General features: G+C 63.8%; 21 protein-coding genes. 13 read left to right on the forward strand and 8 right to left on the reverse strand.

Annotation, left to right across the window (positions count from 1 at the left end; translation table 11 throughout):
• Positions 1 to 64: 64 nt before the first annotated feature.
• From RR_RS06060 to RR_RS06080, 5 genes are all read right to left on the reverse strand, one after another.
• A complete protein-coding gene (locus RR_RS06060; RefSeq protein ID WP_011223036.1) occupies positions 65 to 811 on the reverse strand; it encodes an MBL fold metallo-hydrolase in 747 nt (248 codons plus the stop codon).
• Between the two features lie 63 nt (positions 812 to 874).
• On the reverse strand, positions 875 to 2,539 hold the full coding sequence (gene ligA / locus RR_RS06065; RefSeq protein WP_011223037.1) for an ATP-dependent DNA ligase LigA: 1,665 nt from the start codon (positions 2,537 to 2,539) through the stop codon (positions 875 to 877).
• 38 nt (positions 2,540 to 2,577) lie between these two features.
• Entirely contained in the window at positions 2,578 to 5,025 is a 2,448-nt protein-coding gene (locus RR_RS06070) for a type II secretion system F family protein (RefSeq protein WP_011223038.1), read from the reverse strand.
• 1 nt (position 5,026) lies between these two features.
• Positions 5,027 to 6,646 (reverse strand): type II/IV secretion system ATPase subunit, encoded by a 1,620-nt coding sequence (locus RR_RS06075; protein WP_011223039.1) that lies wholly within the window; start codon positions 6,644 to 6,646, stop codon positions 5,027 to 5,029.
• Positions 6,647 to 6,779: 133 nt separating this feature from the next.
• A complete protein-coding gene (locus RR_RS06080; protein WP_011223040.1) occupies positions 6,780 to 7,280 on the reverse strand; it encodes a TIGR04206 family protein in 501 nt (166 codons plus the stop codon).
• Positions 7,281 to 7,382: 102 nt separating this feature from the next.
• Between RR_RS06080 and RR_RS06085 the strand changes: the two genes are divergently transcribed.
• Positions 7,383 to 7,808 (forward strand): DUF5793 family protein, encoded by a 426-nt coding sequence (locus RR_RS06085; RefSeq protein ID WP_004962337.1) that lies wholly within the window; start codon positions 7,383 to 7,385, stop codon positions 7,806 to 7,808.
• A gap of 4 nt (positions 7,809 to 7,812) precedes the next feature.
• Here RR_RS06085 and RR_RS06090 read toward each other — a convergent pair whose 3' ends face one another.
• Complete coding sequence (locus RR_RS06090) at positions 7,813 to 8,595, reverse strand: NAD-dependent protein deacylase (RefSeq protein WP_011223041.1); 783 nt, start codon at positions 8,593 to 8,595, stop codon at positions 7,813 to 7,815.
• A gap of 304 nt (positions 8,596 to 8,899) precedes the next feature.
• Here RR_RS06090 and sucC point away from each other — a divergent pair, with 304 nt between their 5' ends.
• The 5 genes from sucC to RR_RS06115 all read left to right on the forward strand — a co-directional run bounded on the left by sucC (position 8,900) and on the right by RR_RS06115 (position 13,772).
• Positions 8,900 to 10,048: an ADP-forming succinate--CoA ligase subunit beta gene (sucC, locus tag RR_RS06095; protein ID WP_004962343.1), complete on the forward strand. Its 1,149-nt coding sequence runs from the start codon at positions 8,900 to 8,902 to the stop codon at positions 10,046 to 10,048.
• Positions 10,045 to 10,917 carry a succinate--CoA ligase subunit alpha gene (sucD, locus tag RR_RS06100; protein ID WP_011223042.1) on the forward strand — a complete coding sequence of 291 codons (873 nt, stop codon included), beginning with the start codon at positions 10,045 to 10,047 and terminating at the stop codon, positions 10,915 to 10,917. The genes sucC and sucD overlap by 4 nt, the downstream gene beginning before the upstream one ends.
• Before the next feature lie 43 nt (positions 10,918 to 10,960).
• Positions 10,961 to 11,953, forward strand: a complete 993-nt coding sequence (locus RR_RS06105) for an ATP-binding protein (RefSeq protein WP_011223043.1) — start codon at positions 10,961 to 10,963, stop codon at positions 11,951 to 11,953.
• A 247-nt stretch (positions 11,954 to 12,200) separates the two neighbouring features.
• On the forward strand, positions 12,201 to 12,437 hold the full coding sequence (locus RR_RS06110; RefSeq protein WP_004593153.1) for a hypothetical protein: 237 nt from the start codon (positions 12,201 to 12,203) through the stop codon (positions 12,435 to 12,437).
• A 264-nt stretch (positions 12,438 to 12,701) separates the two neighbouring features.
• Positions 12,702 to 13,772, forward strand: coding sequence for a sensor histidine kinase (locus RR_RS06115; RefSeq protein ID WP_004962350.1), 1,071 nt, complete (start codon positions 12,702 to 12,704; stop codon positions 13,770 to 13,772).
• A 19-nt stretch (positions 13,773 to 13,791) separates the two neighbouring features.
• Here the strand turns inward: RR_RS06115 and RR_RS06120 are convergent, their stop codons facing one another.
• On the reverse strand, positions 13,792 to 14,223 hold the full coding sequence (locus RR_RS06120; protein ID WP_007188000.1) for a hypothetical protein: 432 nt from the start codon (positions 14,221 to 14,223) through the stop codon (positions 13,792 to 13,794).
• Between the two features lie 60 nt (positions 14,224 to 14,283).
• On the opposite strand from RR_RS06120, the gene RR_RS06125 reads away from it, so the two are divergent.
• The 5 genes from RR_RS06125 (at position 14,284) to RR_RS06145 (ending at position 19,724) form a co-directional block, all read left to right on the forward strand.
• Entirely contained in the window at positions 14,284 to 15,186 is a 903-nt protein-coding gene (locus RR_RS06125) for an ABC transporter ATP-binding protein (RefSeq protein WP_007188001.1), read from the forward strand.
• Positions 15,187 to 17,196, forward strand: coding sequence for an ABC transporter permease (locus RR_RS06130; RefSeq protein ID WP_007188002.1), 2,010 nt, complete (start codon positions 15,187 to 15,189; stop codon positions 17,194 to 17,196).
• Complete coding sequence (locus tag RR_RS06135) at positions 17,189 to 18,277, forward strand: ABC transporter permease (protein WP_049938769.1); 1,089 nt, start codon at positions 17,189 to 17,191, stop codon at positions 18,275 to 18,277. Before RR_RS06130 ends, RR_RS06135 begins: the two co-directional genes overlap by 8 nt.
• A 43-nt stretch (positions 18,278 to 18,320) precedes the next feature.
• Positions 18,321 to 19,298 (forward strand): aldo/keto reductase, encoded by a 978-nt coding sequence (locus RR_RS06140; RefSeq protein ID WP_011223046.1) that lies wholly within the window; start codon positions 18,321 to 18,323, stop codon positions 19,296 to 19,298.
• Positions 19,299 to 19,430: 132 nt separating this feature from the next.
• Positions 19,431 to 19,724, forward strand: a complete 294-nt coding sequence (locus RR_RS06145) for a hypothetical protein (RefSeq protein ID WP_011223047.1) — start codon at positions 19,431 to 19,433, stop codon at positions 19,722 to 19,724.
• Positions 19,725 to 19,731: 7 nt separating this feature from the next.
• Here the strand turns inward: RR_RS06145 and RR_RS06150 are convergent, their stop codons facing one another.
• Positions 19,732 to 20,232 (reverse strand): macro domain-containing protein, encoded by a 501-nt coding sequence (locus RR_RS06150; RefSeq protein ID WP_011223048.1) that lies wholly within the window; start codon positions 20,230 to 20,232, stop codon positions 19,732 to 19,734.
• A 118-nt stretch (positions 20,233 to 20,350) separates the two neighbouring features.
• Between RR_RS06150 and RR_RS06155 the strand changes: the two genes are divergently transcribed.
• Together RR_RS06155 and RR_RS06160 are read left to right on the forward strand one after the other, a co-directional pair.
• Positions 20,351 to 21,055: a YqjF family protein gene (locus RR_RS06155; RefSeq protein WP_004962378.1), complete on the forward strand. Its 705-nt coding sequence runs from the start codon at positions 20,351 to 20,353 to the stop codon at positions 21,053 to 21,055.
• A gap of 21 nt (positions 21,056 to 21,076) precedes the next feature.
• Positions 21,077 to 21,751: a DUF2071 domain-containing protein gene (locus RR_RS06160; protein WP_004962383.1), complete on the forward strand. Its 675-nt coding sequence runs from the start codon at positions 21,077 to 21,079 to the stop codon at positions 21,749 to 21,751.
• Positions 21,752 to 21,784 lie beyond the last annotated feature (33 nt).

Below are 21,784 nucleotides of genomic sequence, written 5' to 3' on the forward strand. Positions count from 1 at the left end.
AATATTGTTTTGACTGACAGATAGACCGTCTGCTGTCTCGGGTCGCCGAAGACGGGTTCGCCAGTCAGTTCTCGTCCAACACGACCGGAACGCCGCGTTTTGCGACATCCTCGGCGAACGCACCCGAGTCGGCTTCGAGCAACTCGAACGTGTTGTAGTGCATCGGGAGCACGAGGTCCGGGTCCATCGCCTCGGCCAGATCGGCGGCCTCGTGGCGGTTCATGGTGTAGTTCTTGGCGATAGAGGGGACGAACAGCGAGACGTCGAGTTCGGCGTGGCCGTCCAGCACGTCGGTGTCGCCGGGCCAGAACACGCGGGTGTCGTCGATGGCGACGAGGAAGCCACAGCCGATACCTTTCGGGTGAATCGGGCTGCCGTCGTCCTTCAGGTTCCGGCCGTCCTCGTGGTTGTACGCCGGCATGGTCCAGATCGGGACGTCGTCGACCAGCACGTCGGCCTCCATCGACACCTTGCGGACCTCGTAGTCGAGGTCGGCGAGGCGGTCGAGGTCGCGGTCGGTCGCGTGGACGTTGATACCCTCGAACGCGACGACGGTGGCGTCCTCGCTTGCGACACGGCGGATGCCGTCGGGGTCGTAGTGATGAATGTGGGTCACACAGACGATATCCCCGTCTTTCGGGGCGTAGTCCTGCGTCGGCGGATGGCCGATACCGGGCGTGTCCGGTTCCCACTCGCCGGTCAGGACGCCGTACCGGCCGGGGTCGAAGTAGACGACTGTGTCCTCGCCTTCCAGTCGGAGCGTCGCGTAGCCGAGCCACTCCGCGGTGATGCCGTCGTGTCTGACTGTCATGTGCAGGTGTTCTCGGAGACGCCCATTACGCGTGTCGGTCCGTCTCGAAACGGCCCAGCGGCGCTACTGTGACTCGGCCAGTCGCTCGACGCGCGCAAGCGAGTCAGCGCTGTCAGGCGTCTTGTCCTCGCGGACCGAGAGGAACCGGGGGAACCGAAGCGCGTAGCCCGAGGCGTAGGACTGGGAAGCCTGTATCTCCTCGTAGCCGACTTCGAAGACAACGGCCGGGTCGAGCACTACGTCGCGGCCGTCCTCGCTCCGGATGTACGGTTCGAACCGCTCGGTCAGGTCGTCCAGTTCCTCGTCGGTGATGCCAGTCGCGACGTTCCCGACGGTGGCGTAGCCGTCGTCGGTTCGGACAGAAAGTTCGAACGAGCCGAGCACGTTCGCCCGGCGGCCCTCACCCCACTCCGCGCCGGTGACGACGCAATCCAGCGTCTCTACGTCGGGTTTGCGCTTGCGCCAGTGCTTGCCCCGCTTTCCGGGGGAGTATGCTGCAGTCGGGTCTTTCAGCATGATCCCCTCCTGTCCGGCGGCGAGGGCCTCAGCCTCCAGACTTTCAATTTCCTCGGCGTCGTCGGACAGCCACATCTGCGAGAAAACGTCGCTGTCAGCCGGGAACAGTGATTCGAGACGGTCGTGGCGCGTTTCCAGCGCGGCGTCGAGCAGGTCCTCACCGGCGGCGTGCAGACAGTCGAATGCGTGTAGCCGGACGGCCACGTCTTCGCGTGCCGCGGCCACGTCGTGTTTCCGGCGAAAGCGCCGCAAGACCTCCTGAAACGGGAGCGGGTCGCCGCCGTCGTCGACCGCGACCACCTCACCGTCGAGGATTGCCGGTGCGTCCAGCGTCGACTCCACGGTCTCGACAACCTCCGGGAGCGGGTCGGTGACTTCCTCCATGTTCCGGGAGAACAGCCGCGCGTCCTCGCCGTCGAAGTGGACCTGCACGCGAGCGCCGTCGTACTTCCACTCGACCGCGGCGCGGTCCCAGTCTTCGAGCGCGCCAGCGACCGTGCCCGCCTGTGCCAGCATCGCCTGAACGGGGCGGCCGATTTCGAGGGTGACGGTTGCCAGTCCGGACTCCCCCTCGTCGCGGGCCACTTCGGCAACCATACCGTAGTCGTTCGACACCTGCACGGCCCGTTCGACGGCCTCGACCGGCACGTCGAAAGCGGCCGCGGCGGCGTCCCGGACCGTCCCCTCGCCGACGCCGATACGCATCTCTGAGAGGACGAGGCGGGCGAGGTAGCCGGCTTCCGTCGACGAACACCGCGAGAACAGGCCAAAGAGGATATCGACTTTCGTCCCTTGGCTCCCACTGCCGTCGACAGCCGCCAGGTTCCGTAGCTCGTCGTCGAGTTCCGCGACGGTCAGCGCGTCGTCCCCTCCACCACCAGCACCGAACGCGGCGAGGCCCTGCTGACCACCGAGGTCGTAGCTGGCCGCGACGGCCCCGATTTCGCCCAGGTCCGCGAGGCGCTGCTCTACGTCGTCGGCACTGACGTTCTGGCCGGCCGCCCGAGCAATCGCCTCGTAGCACAGCCGCGGCCCGATGTCGAGCGTGCGGGATTCATAGGCCGGAAACACTCGACCTTGAACGAAGCGAGCAAGCGTCGAGAGGTCCGAACCGGATGCTCGGAACAGGTCGGTCACCGCCTCCGTAATCGCGGTATCGGCACTCTCAGATTCTATTGCTTCGGCGCGGTCGGCGAAGGCGGCAAACTCCATCAGCGCCTCCTACCCGATTGTGAACCGTAAATCCAGCGTCACTCGACCGTGTACTCGACGGTGACGTTCTCGCCAGCCGTCGACGACGAATACGGCTGGTCCGGGGTCCCTGAATTACTGTCGAAGGGGTAGTCGAGTTGCTGGTTCCCGTTGGTGTCCTGATGGGCGACGAGTACGAGCGACTGGCCAGTCGACGGCGGCCTGTCAAGCGTTATCTGTACGTCGCCGTGGGACCCTGAAGAAAGGTACTCGGAGGTCCCGAGCACTCTGCCGTCCTCCTCGAACTCCCGGACAACAATGAACCCTCCCTCCGAAAGAGACGCTGATTCGACCGTTATCTGGTCGCCGGACACGGCGGGGCTGGTGACCGTCATCGACGCGACCGGCGAGGACAGCAAGATGAACGCGACGTACGCGACGCCCAGCAGAATCGCAGCGTGTTTCGCGCCGTCCTTGAGCGTTCCTTCCCCGAGTTGGCCGCCGATGAAGCCGGTCAGGACCGCCTGAATCAGCGCAGTGTGGAAGAAGACCAGCGTGTACGCGGCCTTGTCGACGCGCCCAAAGCGAGCGAACTGGTCGACGCCAACACCGAGGCGGTTCGACTCGCCGGCCGGCGTCGGTACGCTGGATGGCAGGCTCGGGACGAGCACTTCCTGCACGGCGACGATGATGACCAGAAACACCAGGAAGGCGACGTAGATGACGACGAGGTAGGTAAGCATCTGCTGGCGTCGCCGCCGTTTCAGCCGGAGGTCGGCCCGTGACTGGGTCGCCGCGATGCGGAACACCGGGCCGAGCTGGCCCGAGGCGTGCATCGCGTGTGTCAGTAGCGTTACGATACGCGTTACCGCCGTGGTCTGGACCCGGCGGCCAAACCGGACGAGCGCGTCGTCGACGTTCGCGCCCATCCTGATGTCGGCCCAGATACGGTGCATCTCCTCTGTGAGTACGCCGATGTCACTGCCGCGGACCCGACGGAGGCTCTCGACGACAGTCATCCCGGCCTCGTTCAGGCTTGCCAACCGTTCGAGCAGGTCCGGCGTCGCGTCCTCAATGCGGGACAGCCGCTGCGTGTAGATGAACCGAACCAGCGCGAACGGCCCCAGAATCAGCAGGACTGACTGGATGACGAGGTCGTCGAGGAGACGGATGTTGACCGTCGATGCCTGGAACGCAGGTGGGGCACGGACGAGCAACAGCACTACCGCGACGGGCACGGTGAGATAGAGGACGTACACCGGGTTCCAGACCAGCGACTGAATCGGGGAGCTGAGCAGTTCCCGAAGCGATTTCACGCGGTCGTGGAACCTGAGCCGGTCCCAGTTCGCCTCGTCGGCCGGGACGACGCCGCCATCAGGCAGGCCGAGAGGGCCAGACCCCAGACTGGGTTTCCCCAGCGTCGCCGTTTCGTACCGGTCCAGAATGTCTGTCGTCCCGCCGTTCCCGATACCAAGCGACTGGAGCTTGCTATCGAGATATACCATGAACCCGACGTTAGCCAGCGGGATGACGAGATATGCCATCATCTGTAACAGCCAGAGCGTGTCCGTCGTCGTCAGGCCGAACACGAGGAGAATCGTCATCAAGAAGAGCACGGCGGCGACGAACACGGTGACGTACGCCTCGGCGACCGTGGCCAGCCGTTCCAGCAGGTCCTCCTGACGCTCGGCGGCTTCCTCCTGATGGCGCTCGTACTGCTCGCGGAGGAACGGGGCCAGCGACTGGCCGCTCTGGAGGACGCTGGAGAGGTTCTCAATAAACGTCTTGAATTGTTCGCTGGGGGTCCGCCGGGAGACGTGTTCGAGCGCCGTAATCATGTCCCGGCCGAACAGGTCCATCTCCCTGACAGCGACGCCGACCTCTCTGGCTGTGTCACCGTAGATTTCTTGATTCCGGGCCAGTACACGCATCACGTCCGAGAAGGACATCCCACCGCGGGAGAGCGCGTACATGAAGGCAATGGTGCGGGCCATCCCCTCGTCGATGTTCCGGCTTCGCACGTCTGCCTGATTCTTGAGCCGTTCCCAGCGGTAGAGGTACGTGAGGCCGGCCGTCGCCGCGCCCGAGAGCACGCCGCCGCCGATGAGGATGTAGAGCGTCTGCGTCGGCGTCAACACGAGTTCGAACGTTCGCAGGCCGAAGGCGGTCACCATCGTCGAGGGGAGCCCCTGTGCAAGGTTCACTAGCGCCGGTAGCACAAGCAGAAAGCCGCCGATGGCGTACGCGCCGGTGATAGCGCCGGCGACAGCCCCCACACAGGCGTACACCAGCGTTCTGGCGGCGTAGCCGCGGTACGTCTCGTCGATGTAGGCGGCTTCGAGCTGTCGTTCGCGTTTTGGCGACTGGCCTACGTACCGGCCGAAGAGCCGTCGGGACAGCCGCGTGACGTTGCGGTCGAAGCGCTCGTTGACGGTGCTGTAGCCGATAAGCCCGAGAATCCCGACGACGACGGCGAGCGGAGCCAGACCGAGCGGGTTCAGCGCCATGTCAGGCTATCGCATCGTCGATGTTCGCTATGACCTGTTCCTTGTCCGCGTAGTACTTGTTGACCATCGCCGTGAACTTCCGGTAGTCGGTGATGCCCTCGGACTGGAGGTAGCGGAGGAACCGCTGGCGGTTACGGAGTTCGGTCAGCAGTTCTGACTGACTCCAGCCGCGTTCCTCGCGGATTTCGTCCAGTAGCTCGCTGTTGTTCTCGGAGAAACGGTCCTCGGTGGCCCGCCAGTTGTATGTCGTCGAGTAGTCCAGTTCGCCGGTTCGCTGGTCGATGCCCTCGATTTCGGCGAGCGTTTTGGCACGGCGGACGCGCTCGTCACCCGAGCGGGCCAGCACCTGCACACAGAGGATATCGAGGCTCTGAACCATCGGCCGCGGGACGTTGATTGGCTCGTTCTCCAGCCGGTTAATGACGGTCTGGACCGAGTCCGCGTGCATCGTCGAGAACGTCGTGTGCCCGGTGTTCATCGCCTGGAACAGCGTGATAGCTTCCTCACCACGAACCTCGCCGACGATGATGTACTCGGGGCGGTGCCGGAGCGCGGACCGCAGCAGGTCGTACATCGTGATGTCCGAATCGTCCAGTCGCTCGCGGGTGACTGAGGAGAGCCAGTTGTCGTGATACAGGGATAGCTCGCGGGTGTCCTCAATTGAGAGTACCTTCGACCGGGGCGGGAGGAACATCGCCAGCGCGTTCATCGACGTGGTCTTGCCGGCCGCCGTTCCGCCGGCGAAGATGAGCGACTTGTTGGACTCGATTGCCAGCCAGAGGTAAGCCAGCATCTCGACGGAGAACGTGCCGTACTCCAGCAGTTCGATAGGCGTGAACGGCTCGTCGGCGTACTTCCGGATCGTGAACGCGGAGCCGCGTGGGGTCACTTCCTCGCCGAGCGCCAGTTCAATACGGGAGCCGCCCGGGAGCGTCGTCGAGACGACAGGGTCAGAGACGGAGACGTGCCGACCGGAACGCTGGGCTAGCTGGATGACGAAGTCGTTCAGTTCGTCGGCGTCGTAGGTGATGTTCGTCTCGATGTCCGTGTAGCCGTCGTGGTAGACGAAGATGGGGAGGTTCGCCCCGTCACAGGAGATGTCCTCGATGTCCGGGTCGTGCATCAGAGGGTCGATGTGACCGTAGCCCTGGAAGGAGCGATGCAGGTAATAAAACAGGCGGTAGAACGTCTCGGGTTCGATGACGACGCCGTACTCCTCAAGCCTGGCTTCGAGTTCTTCGGCGAGGACGCGCTCCGGGTCGGTGTCGACGTCGTCGCGGTAGATGAGCGGGATGCGGATGTCCTCGAACAGACGGTCGAGCAGTTCTCGCTCGATGTCGGTCAGCGACGGCTCGACGACCTGATACAGGTGCTCGTCGCGGTCCGGGTCGTGGTTGATAGAGGCGAAGGCGAAGGGGGCGTTCAGCCAGTAGCGTTCGACCTCGTTGTAGCCGTCCAGGCCGTCGAACTCGACCAGCGTCCCGTGGCGGCTGGGGTCGTAGTTCGCCGTCGGAACCGCCGACCCGCTCAACACCGTTGCAGTCCGCGAGAGCCACGACTGGATGTGGCCGAGCGGGTCCGAAACGAAGTCACCGGGTTCGGGGGTTTCTGGGTTCGACATCGATGGTTCAGTTGGGAGCCCACGGTGCTCCGCGGAATATACCTCTGCTATCGTATCCACCTACTTAAATTCGCTCGCCAAATTATCAGGAGTATAATCGCCAGCGGTCGAACGAACGAGACGGCACTGCCCGTCAGGCTCGGTCGACGGTCAACAGGAGATAGGCGAACACGAGCGCGACGAGCGCGCCGATGGGAACGGTGACGCCGGGAAACGACGTGATGAACAGCCCGCTGGCCGCGAGCGTGAGGACGCCGACGAGTCCAAGCAGCCCGCCGAACAGTCGCACTGGGTCCATAGGGAGAACCGCTTCAACGCGGTCCTCCGCGGCGTAGTAGTAGAGGCTGAGGCCGAGCGGGAACAGGAAGCCGACCAGGGCCGCGACCCCGAGTGTCCCGGCGAGCGCAAGCGGCTCCGACTCCTGGAACGCGGCGACCTGCCACGCCCAGAGAAACGGCCGCTCTCCGGGGAGCGTCGCTCCGAAGATGAACTGGAACCGGAACGGAAGAAAGCGAAGCCCGACGACAGTCACCCCCTCAATCTCGAACAGCGACACCGACCACGGGGCCAGCCCCACGAGCCACGTCGCAAGCACCGCGAACTCGCCCGCGTACTCTGATTTCACCCATGCCATACTACTGTCAGAGGGTGGGCCGGTCCGGTAAAAGCTACCGATACCGACAGTCGGTGCGCCGTTACGTTCATTTGGCCAGGCCACGTACCTGTAAACACCGGAATGAGGCGTGATTACTTCACCGTCGACATCCAGGCTTCGGCCACCGACAACGACGACCCGACGATCGCGATTGTATACGATGGGCCGACAGGAGAGCTCCGCGAGCGCCTCAGTAAAGTAGACGGCGGCACACTCGATGGCGAGGAGATCGACGTGACCTTCCGCCGCCAGCCCGAAAGCGACGGGGTGCTTTCGCTGACGAACCGCCTCACCGGTGAGTACATCTTTGAGGCGACAGCACCGACAGCGGACATCGACGCGCTCGTTTCCGCGGCGGACGCTCAAGAAGACCCACAGTTTACAGTCCGTCTCACCGACGGCGAGGGCGAGTCACGAACCTACGAGCTACGGACGCTGCTCGTCTACGACCACGACGGGAGCCTCCTGCGCGGGCAGAGCCTGATTCCCGGCGGCGTCGAGTTGTAACCCGCTACAGCCGCTCGACAATCGCCGGGAGCACCTGCGTGACATCCGCACGGAGCACATGGGCCGCACTCGCGTCACGCGGCGTCTCCTCGTAGTTTACCACGACCAGCGTACTGTCTCCCTCAGCCGCGATTTTCGGCAGGAGCGACGCCGGCTGGACCGACAACGACGAGCCAACCGCCAGAAACACGTCACTGTCCCGTGCGAGACGCTGGGCCTCGTTCATCGCCACGTCGGGCATTGGTTCGCCGAACAGCACCACATCGGGCCGGTAGACGCCGCCGCAGTCACAGCGTGGCGGCAAGTCGCTGCTTTCGGCGGCCTGTTCGAATACCACTTCCGCGTCCCGGCGGTGACCGCAGTCATCACAGACCACGCGCCGATGGGTTCCGTGCAGTTCGACGACCCGGTCCGTCCCGGCGGCGTCGTGCAGCCCGTCGATGTTCTGCGTGAGCACGGCGTCGAGGTGGCCGTCCGCTTCAAGCGCCGCCAGCGCCTCGTGGGCGGCGTTGGGTTCGGGGTCGATGTCGCCGTAGATAGCCTCTCGAAGCGAGAGCCGATCCGCCCAGAAGCCCGCTGGGTCGGCGTCGAGCCGACGGCGGTGGAAGTCCGCGGGGTCGTGGCGTTCCCAGATACCGTCGTCGCCGCGAAAGGAGGGGATGCCCGATGCGGTCGAGACGCCTGCGCCGGTGAGCGCGACAGCAGTTTCGGCGGTGCGAAGCGCCTCGGCCACCGCATCGAGCGTTTCGCCGTCAATATCGTCGATCCCGTGCCTGTCGTCGGCCATACGCTTGCTTCGGAGTCCAGCGCTGTGGGTCTATCGGATTGAACGGGACAGCAGGGACGACCGTGGATGCGCCTTCGTGTTTCGAGCCTCTATACTGCAACTGGATACCACCGCGTGCGTCTATAGTAACAATTGAAACGGTTTACACACTAATCGCACTGCTGTCGTGCGATCAGGTGTGCATTGATTTTCAATAGCTACTATAGCTCGCTCTCGCTACCCACAGTAAACTGGGACTACCTGCTTGGTCGCAAGAAGAGAAACGGACGGATTTAAATCGCCACCGCTCGCCTTTCTGCATGACATGCGCTTGCACGAATACCAGGCGAAGCAAGTCTTCGCTGACGCGGGCATCCCGACGCCCGCCTCGCAGCTGGCCGAGACAGTAGATGAGGCCGTCGACGCGGCCGAGGAAATCGGATATCCGGTCGCCATCAAAGCACAGGTCCACGTGGGCGGCCGCGGTAAGGCCGGCGGCATCAAACTCGTCGAGTCCAAGGAGGAGGCCCGCGAGGCCGCCGAGGACATCATCGGGATGGACCTCAAGGGCTACCACGTCTCGAAGGTGCTTGTCGAGGAAGCCGTCGACTTCGTCAACGAGCTGTACGTCGGCGTGACGATGGACCGCGGCGAGGGCCGCCCCGTCGCAATGGTGTCCACCAAAGGCGGCGTCAACATCGAGGAGGTCGCCGAGGAGGACCCCGACGCCATCGCCCGCGAGCACATCGACCCGGCCTTCGGGATGCACCCGTTCCAGGCCCGGAAAGTCGTCTACGAGGCCGGTGTCGACCGCGAGGTCGCAAACGACGTGGCGAGCGTCCTCACGACGCTGTACCAGCTCTGGGACGACCGCGACGGCGCTGACACGGAAATCAATCCGCTGATGATTACCAGCGATGACGAGGTCATCGCGGCCGACGCCGTCATGAACGTCGACGGTGACGCCCTGTTCCGCCAGCCCGAAATCGCGGAGATGGGCGAGGAAGCGGCGGAAGGCGATGAACTCGAACAGAAGGCCGACGAGTACGGCTTCGATTACGTCCGACTCGACGGCAACGTCGGCATCATCGGTAACGGTGCGGGCCTCGTGATGACGACGCTGGACCTCGTTGATTACTACGACGGCGAGCCCGCCAACTTCCTCGATGTCGGTGGCGGCGCGAAGGCCGACCGTATCGCAAACGCGCTCGATATGGTGTTCTCCGACGAGAATGTTGATTCGGTCGTGTTCAACATCTTCGGCGGTATCACCCGTGGTGACGAGGTCGCCAACGGCATCAATCAGGCGCTGGAGCAGTTCGACGAGATCCCGAAGCCGGTCACCGTCCGACTCGCAGGGACCAACGCAGAGGAGGGGATGGAAATCCTGAACGAGGATCTGGTGACGGTCGAGCACACGCTGGAGGACGCCGTCCAGCGTGCGGTTGAGTACGCAAAGGAGGTGGAAGCATGAGTGTTCTAGTCGACGAAGACACGCGCGTCGTTGTACAGGGAATTACCGGCGGTGAAGGGAAGTTCCACACCGAGCAGATGCTGGAGTACGGCACGAACGTCGTCGCCGGCGCAGTGCCCGGCCGCGGCGGACAGGAAGTCGCCGGTGTGCCGGTGTTCGACACCGTGCAGGGCGCGGCCCGTGAGGCCGATGCGAACGCTGCCGTCGTGTTCGTGCCGCCGGCCTTCGCTGGTGACGCCTGCTTCGAGGCGCTTGATGCGAAGGGTATCGACCTCGTTGTCGCCATCACCGAGGGCATTCCGACCCAGGACATGGCCCGGGTCTACCGCAAACTGCAGGAGACCGACACGCATCTCGTCGGTCCGAACTGCCCCGGTGTCATCACGCCCGGCGTCGCCAAGCTCGGCATCCTCCCGGGGAACATCTTCTCGTCCGGGAACGTCGGTCTCGTCTCCCGCTCGGGGACGCTGACCTACCAGGTCGTCGACAACCTCACTAACCGCGGCATCGGCCAGTCGACGGCCATCGGCATCGGCGGCGACCCCATTATCGGGACGGACTTCATCGGCGCGCTCGAACAGTTCGAGGCCGACCCCGACACCCACGCCGTCGTGATGTGCGGCGAAATCGGCGGTGAAGACGAGGAGGAGGCCGCGCGCTTCATTGGCGAGCACATGGACACGCCGGTCGCCGGCTTCATCGCCGGTCGGACCGCACCGCCCGGAAAGCGCATGGGCCACGCCGGCGCTATCGTCTCCGGCTCCGGTACCGGGACCGCGCAGTCGAAGATTACCGCGCTAGAGGACAACGGCGTCCCTGTCGGTGACACGCCGGAAGAAGTCGCCGACCACGTCGAAGACCTACTGTAGGGCACCGTCGGTTTCTTACCGCCTGTTTTCGTAGTAGCACGGGATGACGCCTGCTCGTGGCACCGTCTATCTCGTGGCCGGTACCGAAGCGACTGACCTGGCTAAGGCACTCTCCGAAGCACTGACGACGGACGAGACAACCGCCGAGGCAGTCCCAGACACGAGCACCGTACAGGACCGGCTGAACGACGGGGACGTCAGGGGTGTCGTTCTCGGTGACGACGGTGAGTACAACGGGGTTGCGGCATTCGAGGAACTGCGGGCAGGCGGGGCTGAGATTCCGATTGTGCTTGTCGGGACCAACCCCGAACCGGACCGGGTCACCGAGGCGCTCCGGGCCGGCGTCACCGAGTATGTGACCGCAGAAACGCCGGCATCCCTGCTGGCCGCGAAGCTCGACGCGTACGCGACCCGGTGGCCGACTGACTGGCGGGTCGGTGCCAGACAGTGGGACGAGATTTCGAGCGGCGTCTCCCACGACGCGAAGAACCCGCTGAACGTCGTCATGGGCCGGTTAGAGCTACTGGACATCGGTGAGCCCCACGAAGATGCCCTGTTTCGGTCCGTCGACCGAGTCGAGTCGCTGCTGACCGACCTCTCTCGCATCGGAAGCACCGCATGTCCTGTCTCGGAAACCGATTCACTTGCACTGGCTGACGTAGCCACTGAGGTCTGGGCCGCAGCAAGCTACGAGGACGCGACGCTCGAAGTACAGACGGACGCGGCTATTGACGCCGAACACGACCGACTGCAGTTGCTCCTCCGCGAACTGTTCGACAACGCGGTCGCACACAGCGAGGGACCGGTAACCGTCACCGTCGGTGACACTGATTCGGGATTCTACGTGGCCGATGACGGCCCGGGAATTCCCGAAGCGGACCGCGACAAGGTGTTTGAACAGGGCTTTGGGACAACGCGGGAGGGTGAGGGGTACGGACTGTTCCTTGTCGACACCGCGGCGAGAGCCCACAGGTGGACCGTGTCGGTCGATGAGAGCGAATCTGGCGGCACGCGGATCGACGTGACGACGGGCTAGCGATTTTGTCACATATAGCAGAGTGGTGAGTCGGAGACACAGTGGCCGAAGTATCTGGCCCCGAACTGGCCTTTGCCGGGATGTGTACATGGATAGTCAGCTCTGCCACGCTTTACTGTCCGAGATGTGAGATGTATGTGACACCGAAAACCGACGGACGGCAGCCGACCGGTACCTTCCGTCAACGGAAAGAAGCGGCCGTGAACGTTCCGGTATCGCTATAAGGGATGAATCTGTATTTTCGAATATGCCTCATATTTGTCGGAACTGCAAGCGGACCTTTGGCACAGAGCTCGAACTCGAACTCCACCGCGACACGTGTTCGGACGGGCAGCTCTACTGTGACGAATGTGGCGACCGGTTTACCGAACGAGCGGCCACAGAAGATGGCTGGCACTATCGATGTCCGAACGATGACTGCGACGGCACCGGCATTGACGACGACATCCACAAAGTATCGGACGCACGCGTAACCAAGCAGTAGCTGGTAGAAAGAACAGACCGGGACGGTAGCTGTCGGACGACAACGATTGGACATATGTCGCTCGCCTGTTCAGTTGGCCAGTAGCGGTAAATGCGCGTATCACAAACAAATGCGGAAGTGACACACCCAGATCGCCGCTCAGACCGCCTGCCAGCCCTTATTCAGGGAGTCGGGTTTTTCCTCCTCCTCGGAGGTGTGGGTAACTATTTTTATTTTTCTGACGCTGGACTGCCAGCCCTTTTGACGGCAGATTTCGTAGTCAGTATGCTGGCAGTTGTGCCGTTTGCAGCAGCGATCATCGTCGGCGGGTTCTGGCTCGACAACTCGAAGATTGACCCGGACCAGTATCGGCGTATCGGGGTCTGGTTCGCTGGCGGACTGGTCGCTTTTCTGCTGTTGAATGTGGTGATGATTTTCACCTGGCCGACGGGGTCGCTGGGTGAAGACATCGGCTGGGCACTGTTCGCGGCTGTCGTCGGCGGCGCTGGCGGCCTTGTGATGGGTATCTTCGAGGCACGTGCGATATCCCGGGCTGTCGAGGCCGAGCGGCAGCGACTCCAACGGGAGGCCATCGAGCAGCGCAACGAACGGCTTGACGAATTCGCCGCCGTTGTGGCACACGACCTCCGGAACCCGCTCAACGTCGCGTCTGGGCAGGTCGAACTCGAACGAATGGACCGCGACTCGAAGCACCTGCAGGCGGCTGCAACAGCGATGGACCGGATGGAAACGCTCATTGACCGGACGCTAACGTTGGCCCGGAGCGGGCACGTCATCAGCGATACGGAGACCGTTGCTCTCGCAGAACTGGTCGACGGCTGCTGGGAGGCCGTGCCGACGATGGATGGGACGCTAGAAAACGAGGTAACAGCCGTCATCGACGCTGACCCGGATCGGCTCCGTCACCTGTTCGAGAACCTGTTTCGGAACGCCGTGGAACATGGTTCCACAGGCAGTCAGACGGAGTCCGACGACAGTGTCGAGCACGGGTCCACGGGCAGGCAGTCACCGTCAGCGGACACTCTCGAACGTGGCAGTGTTGACCTGACGGTCCGTGTCGGCGAGATGGCTGGTGGGTTTTACGTCGCCGATAACGGCTCCGGAATCCCGCCCGCCAAGCGTGATGCAGTGCTTGACGACGGCTACACCACCACTGACGGCGAAGGCGGGCTCGGACTGGCAATCGTCCAGCGCATCGTCGAAGCCCACGGCTGGGAAATCGACATAACTGAAAGCGACGAGGGCGGGACACGCTTTGAAATCACGAACGTCACGAAAACACCTCGCTCCGACGAAGACACCGACACGCGCTCGAAGACACCGATTCAGCCCTGATGCTCGGCGCGGTCGCTGCTTACGCGTCGCGTTGTTGTGCCAGAGTGGCGATCCGCTGGCACGCTCGGGCACACACCGGGGCGTAGCCAGTTGCCAGCGGGGGAATTTCGAACCCGACGACGGAGCCACCGGCCCGTTCTTCGACGAAGTGTCCAGTCGCCGGAAGCCGTGCGACGGTCCACGTCCAGCGGTACGGCGTACATGCTGTCACTTCAAACGGGAGCCACACCGCACCAGCAACGCAAACGCGGCCGGTCGTCCCGTCGTCGATATACCGAGTCGCTGTTTCGACGGCTGTGACAGACGGCCCCCAGTCTGCCCAGCAGTCGGTGTCGGTCAGGATATTCCACACGGTGTCGACCGACGTGTCGGCGCCGTGCCGGACGACCAGCCGCCGTCCGTCCGGTGTTTTTTCAAGCGAAACGCTGCTCGTTCCCAGTTCGAGTGCCATTATCAGAAGCAATAGACCGGAGCCAAGGTATAGGTTAGTTCACTCGTAATCAATCGGCAGATGATTGACGCCCGTGATATTCGGAAGGAGTACGGCGGTTTCGTCGCTGTACAGGGCAGTTCGTTTTCGGTCGACCGCGGCGAAGTGTTCGGTATCATCGGGCCAAACGGGGCCGGCAAGACAACGACGCTAAAGATGCTTGCGGGCCTGCTGGAGCCGACGAGCGGCTCCGCCGAGATAGCGGGACTCGATACCGAAACCGCGGAGATGCGACAGCAGCTGGGCTTTCTGCCCGAGGAATCGCCGCTGTACGAGGAGATGACGCCGATCTCCTACCTGAAATTCTTCGCCGACCTCTACGACGTGGACCCGGACGTGGCCGAGGAACGGATGCACGACACGCTGGACGAACTCGAACTCGAACACCGCGACCGAAAGCTCGGCGATATGTCCAAAGGGATGAAACGGAAGGTCGCCATCGCTCGCTCCCTTATCAATGACCCTGACGTGCTCATCTACGACGAGCCGGCGTCGGGGCTGGACCCGTTGACGACGAACTACGTCATCGAGTTCACTGAGCAGTTAGCAAAGGAAGGCAAGACCATCGTCTTCTCGGCGCACAACCTCTTTCACGTCGAATCTATTTGTGACCGGGTCGTCATCATGAACGAGGGCGAAATCGTCGCCCGCGGCGACCTCGAAGAACTCCAGGCCGAGTACGGCCACACGCGGTATCACGTCTACACGACAGTCGACGTGCCCGACGCAGTACAGGAGAACGGGTCGTACAAGCGGGTCGTCGAGAGCATGGACGCCGTCGAAGCGACGCGAGAACAGGCGGAGGCAAACGGCGGTGACGTGGTCGACATACGGACGGAGGAGTCCAGCCTAGAGGAGGTGTTCCTCAACGTCGCTGAGGCCGGCACTCGCGGCACGCGGTACGTCGAGGAGGACGCGGAGTAGATGCAACTGGATAAGCTCCTGCGCGTCGCGAAGTGGGAGGTGACAAAAAACGCTGGCGGTGTCGACAAGCGGACCATCGTCGTGATGGCGCTGTCCCTCGTTGCGATGGGCGCGGTCGCCGCGATAGCCGTCAGTGGCGGCACCGGTGCGGGGATGGACGACGGCATCTACCGGATCGGCGTCGACGAGAGCAGTCCCTACTACGGCGTCGCGGCCGATGATTCGACCTTCGATATCCGTGAGCCGGACCCAGCAGCCATCGAACGACGCCAACAGGAACTCCTGTATCGGGGGATACGGCTTCAGAACGTGCCACAGACAGCCAAAGAGCGGGCTGCGCTTACCGAACTCCGCGACAGCACGGCGCAGTACAACGACCGGACGCTCGCTCGGGACGACAACCAGACCGCCGCGTTCCCCGTTTCTGTGACGCTTGTCTACGAGCAACAGTCGGGGGGCAGCCAACTCGACCCCCGGAGCGGCGACAGCAGTGACGGGTCTGGCTCCTCGGACGGCGGCACCAGTGTCGCCGATGAGGGAGAGACGAGTGCTCCGAGCGGGAGCGATTCGGACACCAGTGGCAGTACTGGAACGGGCGACGGCAGCAGCGATGATAGCGACGGAAGCAATGGCGATAGCTCGGCAACGGGCGATGACAGCGATAGCAGCGGTAGCAGCCAAGAGACCGTCGACAGCAATGTGAGCACCAGCGGCTCGGTCGCGAGCGGTGACGGCGGAACCGCCGGTGGCAGCGGCGCAAACCTCGGCGCTATCGGCGCGCGGCTGACCGGCGACGTACAGGGTGGCACCCCGTCGGACATCTCGCCGCCGTTCCCCTTCGAGTCGCTCGTGCTTGCCTTCCTCTACATCGTGCCGATGAACTTCGTTATTCAGGCCTACGGCTCGTCGATGCTCTCGGAACGCTTGAACCGCCGCGGTGAACTCCTGCTGGTGACGCCGGCCTCGCGGGGCGACATCATCGGCGGAAAGACACTCCCGTACCTCGCGGGCGCTGTCGGCGTGGCGGCGCTCATCACCGCGGCGCTACGGTTCGGGAACATCGCGCCAGCGGGGAGTTACGTCGCGGTGCTGGCGGTGGTCCCGCTCGTCGTGCTCTTCCTCTCGGCGACGTTCTGCGGGGCGATGTTCGCCCGCTCGTTCAAGGAACTCACCTTCGTGACGGTGACCATTACGGTGACGCTGACCTCCTACGCGTTCGTTCCGGCCATCTTCACCGACGTGACGCCGATTGCGCTCATCTCGCCGCTGACGCTGGTCGTGCTCGACCTGACTGGCCAGTCCGTCGGGCTCTCGTCGTTCGTCTTCTCGACGACACCGCCGCTCCTGACCGGACTGGTGTTGTTCGGTCTGGGGGCCGGTCTCTACCGAGAAGAAGATATGTTCACTCAGCGGCCGATTCCGCTGAAGGTGCTCGATGCGCTGGCTGGTGGTATCAACTCCCGCCGGAGCGCGTTAAAGATGAGTATCGTCCTGTTGCCGCTGGTCATCGTCGCCGAACTGGCGGCCATCGCGTTCCTGTTCGTCCTCGACTCGGTGTCGCTGAACGTCTTCGGGACCAATCAGTCGCTCGGCATCGTGCTCGTGCTCGGCGTCATCGTCGTCATAGAGGAACTGGCAAAGAGCCTGCACGTCTACGCCGGCTACGAGCACGCCCGCTACGAGCGGACGCTCCGGTCGGCGCTCGGCATCGGTGCGCTCTCCGGACTCGGCTTCTTTATCGGGGAGAAAGGGCTGCTTATCGCCAGGCTGTCAGACCTTGAGAGCCTGCCTATCGGCGAAGCTGCCCTGCAGGGCGCAACGTTGCCCGCCGGCCTGCCGCTGTGGGTTGCAGGGCTCCTGTTCTTGCTCCCGCTGGCGCTGCACACGGTGACAGCAGCCATCTCATCGGTTGGCGCGAGCCGCGGGCGACGGGCCTACGTCGCTGCGCTAACTGTGGCTATCGTCGTCCACTTCGCCTACAACTTCACGGTGGTGAGCACCCTTGTCTGAGGACCGCCCCCTCTGGCGCGACCCGCGGGTCGTCATAGCCCGGCGGGACATCCGGTCGCTCTCCCGCGAGAAGACTATCGTGCTGGCGTTGCTCATTCAGCTGTTCGTCGCGGGGTTCTCCTCGTTCCTCGTCGTCGGCCTCACGTCGCTGTACGACCCCAGCTCGGTCGCAGCCGGCGAGGTGGAGATGGCCGTCACCGGCGACGCCCGCGAGGAGCTGGAGGCCGCGGCCGCTGAACAGGACGGGACCAGCGTCACCGCCTTCGAGAACGAGGCCGCCGCACAGCGGGCGTTCGACCAGCGACGGGTAGATGCGATATTGCGCGGCCAGTACGTGCCGTCGACGAGCGGGCCGGGGGAGCAGATAGCAGTCACTGCCACCGTCCCCGAAGGGAGCATCCGGTCGACGCTTATTGTCGTCGAAGTGCGCCGGGTCCTCAGCGCCCTAGAGCGCCAGGAGCGACTGGAGCGGACGCCGTATCTCAACCAGCCGCCCGTGCCGCTCCCGGACACCGTCAGCGCGAGCCAGTACTTCGGGTTCACCTACACCATTCTGATTCCGCTGCTCCTGTTCCTCCCGCCGTTCATCAGCGGCTCGGTGGCCGTCGACACCGTTACCGAGGAACTCGAACGTGGGACGATGGAACTGCTCCGTGTGGCCCCGGTGTCGCTGCTCGACATCATTGACGGAAAGGCGCTCGGGATGGTGTTGCTTGCCCCTGCACAGGCTCTCATGTGGCTTGCGCTGCTGTCGACGAACGGCATCGCCGTTTCGAACCCGGCGGCGATTCTGCTGTTCATCACCGCAGTCACCGTCGTTGTCGTGACGCTCGGGGTCGTGCTGGGCATCACGCTCCAGAACCGTCGCCCGGCGCAGTTACTGTTCTCCGTGCTCACGCTCGTGCTCTTTGGCGGAGCCGTACTCCTCCCGGAACACCCGGCAACGACGGTGGCGAAGCTTGCGGTCGATAGTCCAACCCTACTGACCTACAGCCACGTCGGCGGGGCGGTCCTGCTGGCGGTTGCCGGCTACGCCGTCGCCAGAGTGTACATCGGGCGAGTCGCAGCCGAATCACTGTAACCGACGGCGAACTTTTTTCGCCAGCGCGGACGCGAGTCCGAGCATGGAGTACACGACACTCGGGTCGACTGGCATGGAGGTCAGCCGGCTCTGCCTGGGCTGTATGAGTTTCGGCACCTCAGAGTGGCGCGACTGGGTGCTCGACGAGGACGAGAGCCGCGAGGTCATCGAGCGGGCCATCGACCTCGGCATCAACTTCTTCGATTCGGCCAACATGTACTCGATGGGCGAGTCTGAGCGCGTCCTCGGGACCGTTCTCGATGACTACGACCGCGACGGGCAGGTCGTGGCGACGAAGGGGTACTTCCAGATGGACGAGGACAACCCTAACTCCGGCGGGCTCTCGCGGAAGGCCATCGAGCAGGAACTGTCGAACTCGCTTTCCCGGCTCGGGATGGACACCGTCGACCTCTATCAGACCCACCGCTGGGATTACGACACACCCATCGAGCAGACGCTCCGGGCGCTGGACGACGCCGTCCGGCGGGGACAGGCGCGGCACGTCGGCGCGTCGTCGATGTGGACCCACCAGTTCGCCGATGCGCTCCGGACGAGCGAGCGCGAGGGGCTGGAGCGGTTCGAGACGATGCAGAACCACTACAATCTGCTGTACCGCGAGGAGGAACGCGAGATGCTGCCGCTGTGTGACAAAGAGAACGTCGGCGTCATCCCGTGGAGTCCGCTGGCCCGGGGCTATCTCACCCGGCCGCACGAGCAGGTCGAGGAGACGGTCCGGGGCGAGACGGACGACTACGCCCGCGAACACCCCTACTACGAGGGCAACGGCCGCGAGGTCAACGAGCGCGTACAAGAGTTGGCCGACGAGTACGACGCCTCAATGGCACAGATAGCGCTGGCATGGGTGCTCGACAAGGAGTGGGTCGACGCACCGATTATCGGGACAAGTAGCCTCGAACACCTCGAAGAAGCGGTTGCAGCGCTCGAAATCGACCTCTCAGAGAGCGACGTGGAGTGGCTGGAGGCCCCCTACGAGCCGGTTCGGGTGTCAGGCCACGAATAATACTGTCGGCTGTCCGCCCGTGGGAGTTTCGCCGCCCCAAGCGAGTGTCCTGAAACGGGTACAGACAGCGGTTTATCCCGGCGAAATTGTTAAGATACAGTAAAATCAAACCTAGCATGAGGAAAGGTAACAATGACCAACGCTCGGGGGCCGAGCAGCGAGACACTCGAGGAAACGGCGGGCGGTGACGCCTGCGTTTGCTCGATAGGCAATGCAGCCGAACACTACATGACCGGGATACTGGGGCTCGTCGCGACGCTCATCGTCGGTCTGCAGGCCTATCCGTGGCTACAGTCTGTCGCCGATACCACGTCGTATCTCGGGCCGACGTGGCTGGTGTTTAGCTTCGCCGCGATATGGCTCGTCTGCTGGATCGCACTGGAAGTCGCCTGGGAGTGGCGTGCTGGGCGCGTCCACCTGTTGTGACAGACAGTCAGTTGCGAACGCCAGCCGCGACGCGTTGCATCCCTTCGAAGTCGTCGTCGGAGTAGGCGATGAGTCGCACGTCTGTCAAGGATTCGGGCTGATACTCCTCGATGACAGCACAGATGATTCTGATACCCTCCTCGAAATCGAACCCAGCGATGCCACAGCCGATGGCCGGGAAAACGACTGATTCACAGTTTAGCGCGTCTGCTTCAGCCAGTGCGTTTCGGGTTGCGTTGCGGATGCTTTCAGCGGTTGACTGACCACCCGGTGGCATCGCGGCGGCGTGGATAACGTACTCGGCGTCGAGGTCGTAGGCGTCGGTCGTGGCGACACCGCCGAGGTCGACCGGGCCTTTCGCGACGGCCTCGTCGTTCAGGCCCGACCCGGCCGCACGCTTGAGCGCCCCCGCGACGCCGGAGCCCATCCGCAGACTCGTGTTCGCCGCGTTGACCAGTGCGTCCGCCGACTGTGCAGCGATGTCGCCCTGGATTACCTCGAACTCCATATGCGATGCTGGGAGCGGCACTGACAAAGTTTTAGTGCTGACACGACCGGCCGCTCTTATGCTGTCTGTCACCGCGCCCCACAACAGGCAGAAACCCGTCTAGTTCCTATGGACAGGTATGGACCTGCTGACGATGACGTGGCGGGACGTGGGGTTCATGCACTGGCCAGTCGAGCCTGACAGTGTCCAGACGACACTGCCGGACGGGCTCGATGTCGACACGTACGACGGGCAGGCATGGCTCAGTGTGGTCCCGTTCCAGATGGCGGACATCAGACCGCGCGGCAGTCCAATCGGGCGGTCCTTCGGCGAGCTAAACCTCCGGACCTACGTGGTCGCCGACGGGACGCCAGGGGTGTACTTCTACAACCTCGACGCCGACGACCGGCTCAGCGTGACGCTGGCCCGACAGCTGTTCCAGCTGTCCTATTATCAGGCGTCGATGCAGGTCCGGACCGACGGCGACAGCGTCGAGTTCCGGAGCCGGCGGACCAGTTCGCGGGCCCCACCGGCGGATTTCCACGCCACCTACGAGCCGACTGAGCCGCCGTCGACACCCGAACCGGGCTCGGTGGAGTCGTTCCTGGTGGAGCGGTACCGCTTCTATGCCGCGAGCGACGACGGGACGGTGTACTACGCCGACATCGACCACGAGCCGTGGCCGCTTCAGCGCGGGCAGGCAGATATTCGGACGAACGGCCTGTTCGCCGCGTCGGGGTTCGACAGGCCCGACGGCGACCCGCTCGTTCACTACTGCGCCGAGATACCGGTGACTGCGGGGCGGCTCCACCGGCTCGACGGGGTCGCCCAGTACACTGATTAGCGTGTCGCCCCCAATGACTGTGTGGTCGCCCTCCGTCCGCTGCAGGTCACGTTAGACGACGTGTGCTTCTGTCACTGGCCGGTCTCCGAGGCAGCGGTACGAGCGGCAGTTCCCGACTGGCTTACCGTCGAGACGGCCGATGGCGACGCCTGGGTGTCGGCCGTCGTGGCGACTGTCGACCGCGTCGAGACGTTTGGTATCGAGGTCGCCGGGCCGTCTGAGTTGCTCACGGTTCGGACCTACGTCCGCGGCCCAACCGGTCAGCGCGGGGTTTGCGTGCTCGGGCTGTTCGGTGACGACAGGCGGACGGCGACAGCGGTCTCCGAACTGTTTCGTATCACAGTGGGAGATGCCGTCCCGCGGATGCTCTCAACGGCTGACCGTCGCCGGGTCCTTGATGCCGGCAACAGGCGGCTGTTCGAGTGCCGGTACACAGCCGGTGGTGACCCAGTGGCTATCCCGCCGGACTCGCTGGCCTCGTTCCTCGTCGACCGGCAGCGTTACTTCACAACGGGACGCTTTGGGACACGGCTCGTCGGCAGCGTCGGCCACGACCCGTGGCGACTCGACCGCGTTGACGCTACTGTGACCGGGTCTGTACTCTCACTAGTTGACATATCGGCCCGTAACTCGGACCCACTGGTTCATCACAGTCCTGCGCTTCGAGTGTCAATTGCCCCACCGGTACCGCCATAGCCGGGACCAGCGGGCAACCTGGCTCCCTTGAAA

Origin of the sequence: Haloarcula marismortui ATCC 43049 (assembly GCF_000011085.1) — an archaeon.
Classification (GTDB): Archaea; Halobacteriota; Halobacteria; order Halobacteriales; family Haloarculaceae; genus Haloarcula; species Haloarcula marismortui.

Excerpts from the sequence above, each read along its gene's own strand:
- RR_RS06150 (WP_011223048.1), bottom strand. The coding sequence starts at position 20,232 with ATGGAGTTCGAGGTAATCCAGGGCGACATCGCTGCACAGTCGGCGGAC.
- RR_RS06070 (WP_011223038.1), bottom strand. The coding sequence starts at position 5,025 with ATGGCGCTGAACCCGCTCGGTCTGGCTCCGCTCGCCGTCGTCGTCGGG.
- sucC (WP_004962343.1), top strand. The coding sequence starts at position 8,900 with ATGCGCTTGCACGAATACCAGGCGAAGCAAGTCTTCGCTGACGCGGGC.
- RR_RS06120 (WP_007188000.1), bottom strand. The coding sequence starts at position 14,223 with ATGGCACTCGAACTGGGAACGAGCAGCGTTTCGCTTGAAAAAACACCG.
- RR_RS06090 (WP_011223041.1), bottom strand. The coding sequence starts at position 8,595 with ATGGCCGACGACAGGCACGGGATCGACGATATTGACGGCGAAACGCTC.
- RR_RS06075 (WP_011223039.1), bottom strand. The coding sequence starts at position 6,646 with ATGTCGAACCCAGAAACCCCCGAACCCGGTGACTTCGTTTCGGACCCG.
- RR_RS06145 (WP_011223047.1), top strand. The coding sequence starts at position 19,431 with ATGACCAACGCTCGGGGGCCGAGCAGCGAGACACTCGAGGAAACGGCG.
- ligA (WP_011223037.1), bottom strand. The coding sequence starts at position 2,539 with ATGGAGTTTGCCGCCTTCGCCGACCGCGCCGAAGCAATAGAATCTGAG.
- RR_RS06105 (WP_011223043.1), top strand. The coding sequence starts at position 10,961 with ATGACGCCTGCTCGTGGCACCGTCTATCTCGTGGCCGGTACCGAAGCG.
- RR_RS06125 (WP_007188001.1), top strand. The coding sequence starts at position 14,284 with ATGATTGACGCCCGTGATATTCGGAAGGAGTACGGCGGTTTCGTCGCT.
- RR_RS06140 (WP_011223046.1), top strand. The coding sequence starts at position 18,321 with ATGGAGTACACGACACTCGGGTCGACTGGCATGGAGGTCAGCCGGCTC.
- RR_RS06130 (WP_007188002.1), top strand. The coding sequence starts at position 15,187 with ATGCAACTGGATAAGCTCCTGCGCGTCGCGAAGTGGGAGGTGACAAAA.
- RR_RS06110 (WP_004593153.1), top strand. The coding sequence starts at position 12,201 with ATGCCTCATATTTGTCGGAACTGCAAGCGGACCTTTGGCACAGAGCTC.
- sucD (WP_011223042.1), top strand. The coding sequence starts at position 10,045 with ATGAGTGTTCTAGTCGACGAAGACACGCGCGTCGTTGTACAGGGAATT.
- RR_RS06085 (WP_004962337.1), top strand. The coding sequence starts at position 7,383 with ATGAGGCGTGATTACTTCACCGTCGACATCCAGGCTTCGGCCACCGAC.
- RR_RS06060 (WP_011223036.1), bottom strand. The coding sequence starts at position 811 with ATGACAGTCAGACACGACGGCATCACCGCGGAGTGGCTCGGCTACGCG.
- RR_RS06115 (WP_004962350.1), top strand. The coding sequence starts at position 12,702 with ATGCTGGCAGTTGTGCCGTTTGCAGCAGCGATCATCGTCGGCGGGTTC.
- RR_RS06155 (WP_004962378.1), top strand. The coding sequence starts at position 20,351 with ATGGACCTGCTGACGATGACGTGGCGGGACGTGGGGTTCATGCACTGG.
- RR_RS06080 (WP_011223040.1), bottom strand. The coding sequence starts at position 7,280 with ATGGCATGGGTGAAATCAGAGTACGCGGGCGAGTTCGCGGTGCTTGCG.